Origin of the sequence: Bradyrhizobium frederickii, assembly GCF_004570865.1 — a bacterium.
GTDB classification, from domain to species: Bacteria; Pseudomonadota; Alphaproteobacteria; order Rhizobiales; family Xanthobacteraceae; genus Bradyrhizobium; species Bradyrhizobium frederickii.
In genome coordinates, this window is the sequence record NZ_SPQS01000062.1 from 1 (window position 1) to 9,376 (window position 9,376).

Sequence of the window (9,376 nt, forward strand, 5' to 3'; positions counted from 1 at the left end):
ATGTCGCCGGCCAGAAGCGTGGCGTGACCGCAGCAATCAAACGCGCCTTCCGACGCCGATCCGCGGTCGAACCGGTGATAGGCCATCTCAAGAATGAGCACCGGATGAACCGAAATCATCTCGCCGGCACCCGCGGCGACGCCGCCAACGCGGTCCTTGCCGCCGCGGGCTACAACTTCCGGATTCTGATCCTCTGGCTCACGACTTTGTTTGTCCGGATCTGCTGCGCCTTCCTGTTCGCCGGCGCCTGGTCATCCCGTCAACAGACCTCATGATCAACGTTCTTCACGGTCGACTAACGCTCCCTTCGTTCGCACAGTCTGGTGCTTAACCGTGGCAAGACGCTTTCGATTGGATTCGACGTGCACAGATGCGACCAGTGCTCGGAGCTATGCAGGATTTTGGGTGACGAGGGGATCAGACGGCGTTGTTTGCCGGCATATGATTGAGCTCGATGCTGTCGTTGAATCTGACACCTGCGATCACCTTCGGCAACTGATTTGAACTTTGAGCCGCCGCTCCGTTTTTGATGCGGCGATAATTAGCTTGAACAACATCAGCCTGGCGATCGTTGACGACGGTGATCCTTTCGTCCGCGCGGTTCTGCGTCGCACGGTCGCTAACACGCTTTCGATGGGTTGGGCGTGCGCAAGTGATAGCTACTTTCCGGCACAAAATTCTGCACGCTTGGAGTGTGCGCAGAATCGACTAGTGGTTCATCACAGTGATTTCGACGTTTTGATACCGAGCCATTCGAGGATCGGCAAGCTTTCCGGCGGCACGAGGATTTCGATGCTTCTGGGGACGCCTGGTTGACGTCGGATGAAGCCGTTTCGTTCGAGGGTGACGATCATCTGGTGGACCGAAGGCGGGCTGACGCGGAAGTGGCGCTGGATGTCGGCTTCGGCGGGTGGACGTCCGAACATGTGGGCGTAGGTATGGATGAAAGCCAGGTAATAACCCTGTTTCTCGGTGAAGCGCGCGCCTGATTTTTGACTCATCGTTGGATTCGTCCCGGCCTCCGACAAGGAGGCAAAGCATGAATGTACGTTATCGGGTGGGCGCCTCCTCCGACCCGACAGCAACGAAGCCGACGAACAAGGCCGGGCAACCGGCTGCGGAGCCGGTGGAGCCAAGGCCGGGGACCAAGGGGAACGTGGGCCAGCAAAGCACGAACCGGGCGCAGAGCCGGAATCGCGTGACCCAGGCGCTGGACCGCGTACGACAAGCAGGAAGGCAAAGAAAGAAGGAGCGGTTCACCGCGCTTCTCCACCACGTCAATGTCGATACCCTGAAGACGGCGTTCTACGCGCTGAAGCGCAAAGCCGCGCCCGGGGTGGATGGCGTCACGTGGCAGGACTACGAGTCGGATCTTGAGCTCAGGCTCGAGGATCTGCACGGACGGGTCCACCGAGGAGCCTACCGGCCGCAACCGTCTCGCCGGACGTATATCCCGAAGGCGGATGGAAAGCAGCGGCCATTAGCGATCGCCGCCTTGGAAGACAAAATCGTCCAGGGCGCAACCGTCTTGGTGCTCAACGCGATCTATGAAGTCGACTTCGTCGGTTTCTCCTATGGGTTCAGGCCCAGACGGGGACCGCACGATGCGTTGGATGCACTTTCGGCAGCGATCAAAATAAAGAAGGTGAACTGGATACTTGACGCCGACATCCAGAACTTCTTTGGAGCTGTTAGCCAGGAATGGCTCATCCGCTTCCTAGAACATAGGATCGGCGACAAGCGCATCGTCCGCCTCATCCAGAAGTGGCTCAAGGCGGGTATACTTGAAGACGGCGTCGTAACAGTCGATGACAGGGGACGGGTCAAGGGTCGGTAATTTCACCGCTCCTCGCCAATGTCTACATGCATTACTGCTACGATCTCTGGGCCGAACGCTGGAGACGGCAAGAAGCCCGGGGCGACATGATCGTCGTGCGTTATGCCGACGATCGTGCGCCACGACGGCGCGAAGGAGGTGTGATGTAGAGCACCTTTGAGCAGCCTTGCTGCACAGAAGATGGGGGTTGGCCCCTCGAACTCGGGTTGCAGGATCAGGGTTCAAACCACCGGCTGCTGCTTCGGCCCAATGGTCGAGGTGGTGAGCGAGACCGGAAAAGGCAGAGCAAGACTCTGTCAGGTAAGGATCGAGGAGACGAGCGCAAGCGAACCACTGATGAACTGTCGAAAGCGTAGGGAAGACGTCAAAACCAAGGGGTAGTCGTTATCTTGGGATCAGTCTGAGCGATACCTGTTTACGGCTCAGGCGGCGTCCGGCAGGCGAGGTGGCGTGACCTCGGTTCAGGCTTCTGTGCGGAACGTGGGAACCTGTATCGCGATGCCAAGGGAATGGTTCAAGTGGAAGCCCCACAAGAGTCTGAGGACCAATGCGCGATGCAGGGGCGGAGCCGTGTGTAGTAGTGATGAAGGCACTGTAATGGTGGCGGAGCGAAGGCACGGCACTGTCCCGCTTGATTGGAAGAACAACCGGAAACGGGAGGACTCTTTTGGGTCAAGCAAAGCCGTATGACATCCCCAAGCGCTGGGTTTGGGAAGCGTACAAACGGGTTAAAGCAAATCGGGGCGCAGCCGGTGTGGACGAGCAGTCGATCGAGATGTTCGAGACAGACTTGCAGAGCAATCTGTACAAGCTCTGGAATCGAATGTCTTCGGGCAGCTACTTTCCACCGCCGGTCAAGCGTGTGCAGATCGACAAGCGCGACGGCGGGAAGAGGCCGCTAGGAATTCCTACGGTGTCGGATCGCGTTGCTCAGGCAGTCGTCAAAGGATATCTGGAGCCGGATTTGGAGAAACATTTTCATCCAGACTCGTTCGGATATCGACCAGGAAAATCGGCGCTGCCGTTGGGGTTGCTCGCCAGCGATGCTGGCGGCATCCCTTCGTGCTCGATGTCGACATTCGGGCCTATTTTGACTCGATATCGCATGAGCTTTTGCTCAAGGCGATTCGGAAGCACACGGACTGCGCTTGGGTGTTGTTGTACATTGAACGGTGGCTTAAAGCTCCCGTTCAACTGGAAGACGGCACCCCTGAACCCCGAGAGAAGGGTACGTCGCAGGGCTCGGTGGTATCACCGCTGATGGCGAATCTCTTTCTCCACTATGCGTTCGACATGTGGATGCGAAGAAATTATCCGAGCATCCCGTTCGAGCGTTATGCCGATGATATTCTCTGCCATTGCGACAGTGAGCGGCAGGCACAAGAACTGAAGGAGACGCTTGCGAAGCGCTTTGCCGAATGCGGACTGGAGCTTCATCCGGACAAGACGAAGATTGTCTATTGTAAGGATGACGACCGGCGAGGTGATTATCCTGAACAGAAATTCGACTTTTTGGGCTACACGTTCCGCGCCCGTCGGTCGAAGAACCGTTGGGGAAAGCACTTCGTCAACTTCAGCCCCGGTGTCAGCAATGCCGCGACGAAGGCAATCCGACAGGAAATCCGTGCATGGCAACTACGCTGCCGGGTGGATAAGAGGATCGACGACCTGGCGAGGATGTTCAACCCGATCATTCGAGGTTGGATGAACTACTATGGTCGGTACTACAAGTCGGCGCTTTACCCGACACTACGCCATCTCAATCGATGTCTGGCGCGATGGGCGATGTCGAAATACAAATGTCTGCGGCGACATCGAAGACGGGCAGAGCACTGGGTACGGGACATTGCTTGTCGCGCCCCCACGCTTTTGATGCTGTGGACGGCTCCTCCACCGGCACGAGAGTGCCAAGGAGTGGGTGCCGTTTTGAGGCTCCCACGATTCGGAGGAGCAGCCTATGCAGTCAATCTCGACGATTGGCCTTGATATTGCGAAGTCGGTCTTCCAAGTGCACGGCGTTGATGCAGCCGGCCAGGTGGTCGTACGCCGTCAATTGAGGCGCCGCCACGTCTTGGCGTTTTTCCAGAAGTTGCCGCCATGCCTGGTGGGGATCGAAGCTTGCGCATCATCGCACCATTGGTCCCGTGAACTGCAGGCGTTGGGACATACGGTGCGATTGATGCCTCCGGCCTATGTGAAGCCCTACGTCAAGCGGCAGAAGAACGACGCTACGGATGCGGAGGCGATCTGTGAAGCGGTGACGAGGCCCAACATGCGGTTCGTGCCGACCAAGACAGTCGAGCAACAGAGCTGTCTGATGCTTCACCGAGCGCGCCACCTCTTCATCCGCCAGCAGACCGCCGTCATCAACTCGATCCGCGCCTATCTTGCCGAGTTCGGGATTGTCGCACCTGTTGGGCGGCGAGGCGTCGAGCAATTGCTGGAAGTCGTCGCCGATAAAGTCGAAGACCGAGTCCCGGAGGTCGCCCGGATGTGCCTTGCTGCTCTTGGCGTTCAATTGCGCGCGCTGAAGGCCCAGATCCTGGAATTTGACCGCCGCATCATCGCCTGGCACCGATCAAACACGACGAGCAAGCGGCTGGACGCGATCCCTGGCGTCGGTCCGGCGCTGGCTACAGCGCTGGTCGCCAGCATTGCCGATCCCAAAGCCTTCCGATCCGGGCGGGACTTCTCGGCCTGGGTTGGCCTCGTGCCAAAGCAGAGCTCGAGCGGGGGCAAAGACAAGCTTGGCAGCATCAGCAAGCAGGGCGATCGCTATTTGCGTAGCCTGTTCACGGCTGGCGCGCTCGCCGTAATCCGCTACGCAAAGATCCATGGCACCGATCATCGGCCATGGCTCACGCGATTGTTGGCGCGGCGGCCCACCAAGGTCGCGGCCATCGCGCTTGCCAACAAGCTCGCCAGGATGGCCTGGGCGATGATGGCGAGGAACGAACGCTACCAGGAGCCGGCCGCGGTGGCGGCCTAAACGAGATCGCGCCGACATCGCCGGCGTGACGTAACGGTTGGGAGGGCGAACAGCACGTAATGCGGTGCCGGTCGATCCGGCGATCAGGACAACCCACTTGGGCCATGGCATCTAGAATGCGTGCTTTTGACCGGGACCTGATCCGCGGAGGGCATTATGGCCAGCGGTCATGTGTACCGCGCAAACAGGCCGAACACATGGCTGCTCCGACCAATCCTGCGACGTGAAGATTCTCCTTGCCAACCCGGAGCCGTCCACACATGGCCCATTGGCCGATGCTACACAAGACGGCGGCTGGACGGTAAGAGCCGGATGAGCGGAGACGTTCACGTCCGGATCTGTGAGCGCCTGGGGGTGAAACTCCCCCGGGCGACTCGACGACTGGTGCACTGCCGTACCGAGCTAGAAGCAGAAACCCTCAAGGTTGAGCTTCAAGCCCGGTTGGCAGAGTGTCATCTGGAGATGCATCCAACGAAAACCAAGATCGTCTACTGCAGAGATGGGAATCGCAAAGGCAACTACCCGAATGTCAGCTTTGACTTCCTCGGATTTTGCTTTCGCTCCCGTCAGGTAATGAATTCCCGAACCAACTCGCTGTTTGGAGGATTTACTCCAGCAGTCAGTCCATCGGCAATGAAGACCATGCGGGAAACGATTCGGGCCTTGAACTTGCGCCGGCAGACACACCTGTCCTTGCAGGAGCTAGCCTCAGAGATCAATCCTCTCCTCAGGGGATGGATTGCATACTATGGGCGCTATACTCGGTCGGCACTGTATCCCTTCCTGCGATACGTCAATCAGACGCTCGTGGCGTGGGCGGTGCGGAAGTTCAAGCGCTTCCGCCGCACTAAAGCTGGTGCGAGTCAGTTCTTCCTAAGACTCGTCAAGGAAAGTGCGGGACTCTTTGTGCACTGGCGACTCGGTATGACTGGGACGTTTGCCTGATGGGAGCCGGATGACGGGAGACTGTCATGTCCGGTTCTGCGAGAGCCCCGGGGTGAAATTCCGCGGGGCTACTCCCCTGTGATGAACCACTAGTCTGACTGAGTCACAAAACCGCAGGCTTTGTCCGGCCGGAATCAGCGATGGTTGAAGCATGGACCATCAGCCGAGGAGGCTACATGAGCGGGCGTGGCACCAAGACCAGTGAGATGCGATTTGCGGCGTATTTGGAAGGGCTTGCCAGCGTCATCGGTCATGCTGATCGGAAGGCACCGCTGCGCGACTATTGCGTCGGCCTCATGGCCTGTGGCGGTCGCAAGAGCGTGGAGCCCATGGCGGCGGTGACGGCTCCGGAACGGACGGCCGCCCAGCATCAATCGCTGCTGCATTTCGTCGGCAGCGGCACCTGGTCGGATGAGAAGGTGCTGAGCAAGGTACGCGAGATGGTCCTGCCGGCGATTGAACGCCATGGCCCGATCGAAGCTTGGATCATCGATGACACCGGCTTTCCCAAGCAGGGGCGACATTCGGTTAGAGTTGCACGGCAATATTGCGGGCAGCTCGGCAAGCAGGATAGTTGCCAGGTGGCGGTGTCACTGTCGATTGCCAACCACCACGCCAGCCTGCCTGTCGCCTATCGCCTATATCTTCCGAAGGAATGGACTGAGGATTGCGATCGGCGGCGCAAGGTGGGCATTCCGAAGTCGGCTTCCGGACCAAGCCGGAGATCGCGCTGGAGCAGTTGCAGTGGGCCTGTGCGACCGGCCTTCCGCGCGGTGTCGTGCTGATGGACGCGGGCTATGGCAACAACAGCGATCTGCGCACGGAGATCACGGCGCTGGGATTGACCTATGTGGCGGGTCTTCTGTCGAGCACAACGGTATGGGCGCCCGGCACCGGTCCCTTGCCGCCGAAGCCATGGTCGGGCCGCGGCCGTCCCCCGAAACTGATGCGCCGCAACCGTCAGCATCGGCCGGCCGCCGTCAAAACGCTCGCGATCGGCCTGCCGGCCAAAGCTTGGCGCACCATCACGTGGCGGCAAGGAACGAACGAAAAGCTGAGCTCGCGCTTTGCCCGCGTGCGGGTCCGTGCCGCGCACCGTGATTATTGGCAAACCACCCAGCGATTGGAGGAATGGTTGCTGATCGAATGGCCGAAAGGCGAGGACCAGCCTACCAAATACTGGCTCTCGACATTGCCGGAGGATGTGGCATTCCGGACTCTCGTTGAGACGGTTAAATTGCGCTGGCGCATCGAACGCGACTATCAGGAACTCAAGCAGGAGGTCGGGCTTGGCCACTTCGAGGGACGCGGCTGGCGCGGCTTTCATCATCACGCAACGATGTGCATTGCAGCCTTTGGATTCCTGATCTCCGAGCGGGAGACGATTCCCCCCTCAGGCGCTCGGCGCGCTCGGCGCGCCCGGCCGATCCCGCTCGCTCGCGTTCCCGCAGATTGCAGACCCCGCGGTTCTGCCGCTACGGACCCAACGTCACATTCCAGATTCGATCACGACGATGCGACGGCGACTCCAGCAAGGGCTCGTCCGAACGCTGTCGAGATGTCCTTGTTGTGCAATCAAGTTCGTCCATTCCACAGACCACCGTTTGTGACGCAGTAAGACTAGTTAGGCAAATAAACTGCCAGGGCGAACTCAGGATTGGATAAACCTTGGCGGCAAGGCCAGCACGTCTGAGCAGTCCAAAGTTGACTTTGTTTGAGTTTCGAAAAGTTCCGTAATAAGATCCGTTGCAGCACCTGCTCCGAGCAACCGAGTAGCATCCTCTGTGGCCGGATCGGCAAGCACGCTTCGCAAGTCTTGTCCGGTATATTTGAGCGCGCTTTCCGCAACTTCTACCGCGCTGTGATAACCTACGCCGATCTGCATCGCGCAAGCGCCGGCAAGACGGGCAAGCCGTGCTGCCCATTCTTCTGCACTAAAATGGTCCTTTGGTTCCGCAGAGCCAATGCCTGCATTGATCGCATTCCGATGCGCATCAAGAGCCGCAGTGTATACGCCCTCGGCACGACCGCACAGCATGTCCCACACCATCAAAATTTCAGCAGGGGAGCCCGACATATGGCCAACGAGAGGCTCCTCGAGGTTTAAGAGCCGTGTTGCTTTGATAAGCATCGGCTTCCAAGTGATCGGAGGAATTCGCGTATGTTCAGGCACGCCAAGCCTTTCGTCAATTTCGTCGCCGAGGTTGTATAGCCCTCTTCGTATCGAAGAGGTGTCTATTTTTTTCCTCTCCGCTTTCTTCTTCGGCCCCACGACTCCTGTCCCCGCGGAGACTTTTGCGACTCGTTTTAGTACTTCATCTGAGATAGCGGTGAGTTTTTCTTCAGCAATCAAATCTGACAACCGACCAAGAAATGTTTGCTTCTGTTCTGTAGATAATGAAAATGGTCCGTCGCTCTTCTTAGAATCGGCATAGAATGTACCGAGATCGCCTAAGAAGGAAATAAAGGCCGTTCGGTCTGTTGCGCTTGCACGGCCTGCCTCGTGTCGCGCATCATCAATCAACCGCTCAAGGATTTCCAGCAATACATTCGGCGATTTGTCTGCAAGCAGACAACCCGGTGACACTAAGCGCGTCGACAATGTGCTTAGTTCAGCGTCGGTCAATTTCATCAAAATACGAACGAGTGGGCCTGCTGCTTTCGCGATTTCCCGTCGAAGCACGTCTCCCGGATGATACAGAAGTTGTCTCGCTGCGGATGCCTGTTTCAAGGACAATTTGTGCGTGTTGCCTTGATGTGCAATGTCCGCCGGATAAATGAACTCTGCTCCCTCAAAACGCTCGAGGACAGATTGTCCGCTGCTTGAATTCGGAGCTGGCGACAGTGATGCCTGGGCCCGATCAACCGATGACGAGATTGTGGTATCATAATAAGTCTCGTCCGGTTCGGTCTTAACTGGCGCAGTGTATTGAGAGAGAGGTCGAGTTGGACGGATGTGGTGCATGGTACAATGAGCCCTAGACGTCCCAACTTGTAGCGGGGGCGATGTCACCTTGCGGCAATCGATCCCGACGCTGCTGCTGGGCGTTCGATCGACTGTCAGCTGTTGCTTGTCGCCGACGCTAATTCAGCGATGACGGACAGCAAAAGTGCTCCACCACGATGTTCGTGGCAAATAGTTTCTCGTTATGCAAGATATATCGCGAACGTTCTCTCGGGCGGCCCGAGACTCTAACTAACTGCTGCTGGATGAAAATTCAGTGCAGGTCATAAGGGTCGTGGCTGATGCGCATCGTCTTGTCGTCCGGGAAGTCGATCGGCAAGCGTCGGGCAATCTGCTCGGGACTCTGAGCTGGCCCCGGTTGTCTGAACAGAATATCCGCGTCGATAAGTGGAGCCTCTGCCGGGGTTAGGCTGCCGTGCGGAGCGGCAGCGGGGTGAAGTAGGCTTGATCCGGTGTGCTGCCGTCAAGGCTCGAATGTGGACGGCGGCAATTGTAGAAGTCCAGATAGCGGCCAATCGAGGCGCGAGCGTCGCTGACGCTGTCGTAGGCCCGCAGATACACCTCCTCGTATTTGACGCTGCGCCACAGCCGCTCAACGAACACGTTGTCCCGCCAGGCGCCCCGGCCGTCCATACTGATG

The 9,376-nt window shown here is 58.2% G+C and carries 8 protein-coding genes and 2 pseudogenes; 6 read left to right on the plus strand and 4 right to left on the minus strand.

Translation table 11 applies throughout. The annotated features are described in order from the left end of the window. A partial coding sequence (locus E4K64_RS38540; protein WP_209311901.1) for a transposase occupies positions 1-275 on the plus strand: 275 nt, incomplete at its 5' end. Positions 276-417: 142 nt separating this feature from the next. On the opposite strand, the pseudogene E4K64_RS41505 reads toward E4K64_RS38540, so the two are convergent. Beyond that, positions 418-653: pseudogene (locus tag E4K64_RS41505) on the minus strand (IS256 family transposase); the annotation flags it as partial. 66 nt (positions 654-719) lie between these two features. Beyond that, positions 720-1,001 (minus strand): LexA family protein, encoded by a 282-nt coding sequence (locus E4K64_RS38550; RefSeq protein ID WP_126262178.1) that lies wholly within the window; start codon positions 999-1,001, stop codon positions 720-722. 38 nt (positions 1,002-1,039) lie between these two features. Between E4K64_RS38550 and E4K64_RS38555 the strand changes: the two genes are divergently transcribed. From E4K64_RS38555 to E4K64_RS38580, 5 genes and pseudogenes are all read left to right on the plus strand, one after another. Next, on the plus strand, positions 1,040-1,837 hold the full coding sequence (locus E4K64_RS38555; RefSeq protein WP_347338662.1) for a reverse transcriptase domain-containing protein: 798 nt from the start codon (positions 1,040-1,042) through the stop codon (positions 1,835-1,837). Positions 1,838-2,899: 1,062 nt separating this feature from the next. Continuing rightward, positions 2,900-3,823, plus strand: a complete 924-nt coding sequence (locus tag E4K64_RS38565) for a reverse transcriptase domain-containing protein (RefSeq protein ID WP_347338663.1) — start codon at positions 2,900-2,902, stop codon at positions 3,821-3,823. After that, positions 3,795-4,826 carry an IS110 family RNA-guided transposase gene (locus E4K64_RS38570; protein WP_135167581.1) on the plus strand — a complete coding sequence of 344 codons (1,032 nt, stop codon included), beginning with the start codon at positions 3,795-3,797 and terminating at the stop codon, positions 4,824-4,826. The genes E4K64_RS38565 and E4K64_RS38570 overlap by 29 nt, the downstream gene beginning before the upstream one ends. Positions 4,827-5,138: 312 nt before the next feature. After that, the gene (locus E4K64_RS38575; protein WP_235884957.1) at positions 5,139-5,771 is read left to right on the plus strand and encodes a group II intron maturase-specific domain-containing protein; all 633 of its coding nucleotides are present in this window, start codon (positions 5,139-5,141) and stop codon (positions 5,769-5,771) included. 206 nt (positions 5,772-5,977) lie between these two features. Then, positions 5,978-7,389 (plus strand): annotated as a pseudogene (locus tag E4K64_RS38580) (IS701 family transposase). Between the two features lie 33 nt (positions 7,390-7,422). On the opposite strand, the gene E4K64_RS38585 reads toward E4K64_RS38580, so the two are convergent. Beyond that, positions 7,423-8,736: a hypothetical protein gene (locus tag E4K64_RS38585; RefSeq protein WP_126262175.1), complete on the minus strand. Its 1,314-nt coding sequence runs from the start codon at positions 8,734-8,736 to the stop codon at positions 7,423-7,425. Positions 8,737-9,141: 405 nt separating this feature from the next. After that, positions 9,142-9,376 (minus strand): integrase core domain-containing protein (locus E4K64_RS38590; RefSeq protein WP_135161597.1); only part of this gene is annotated, 235 nt, incomplete at its 5' end.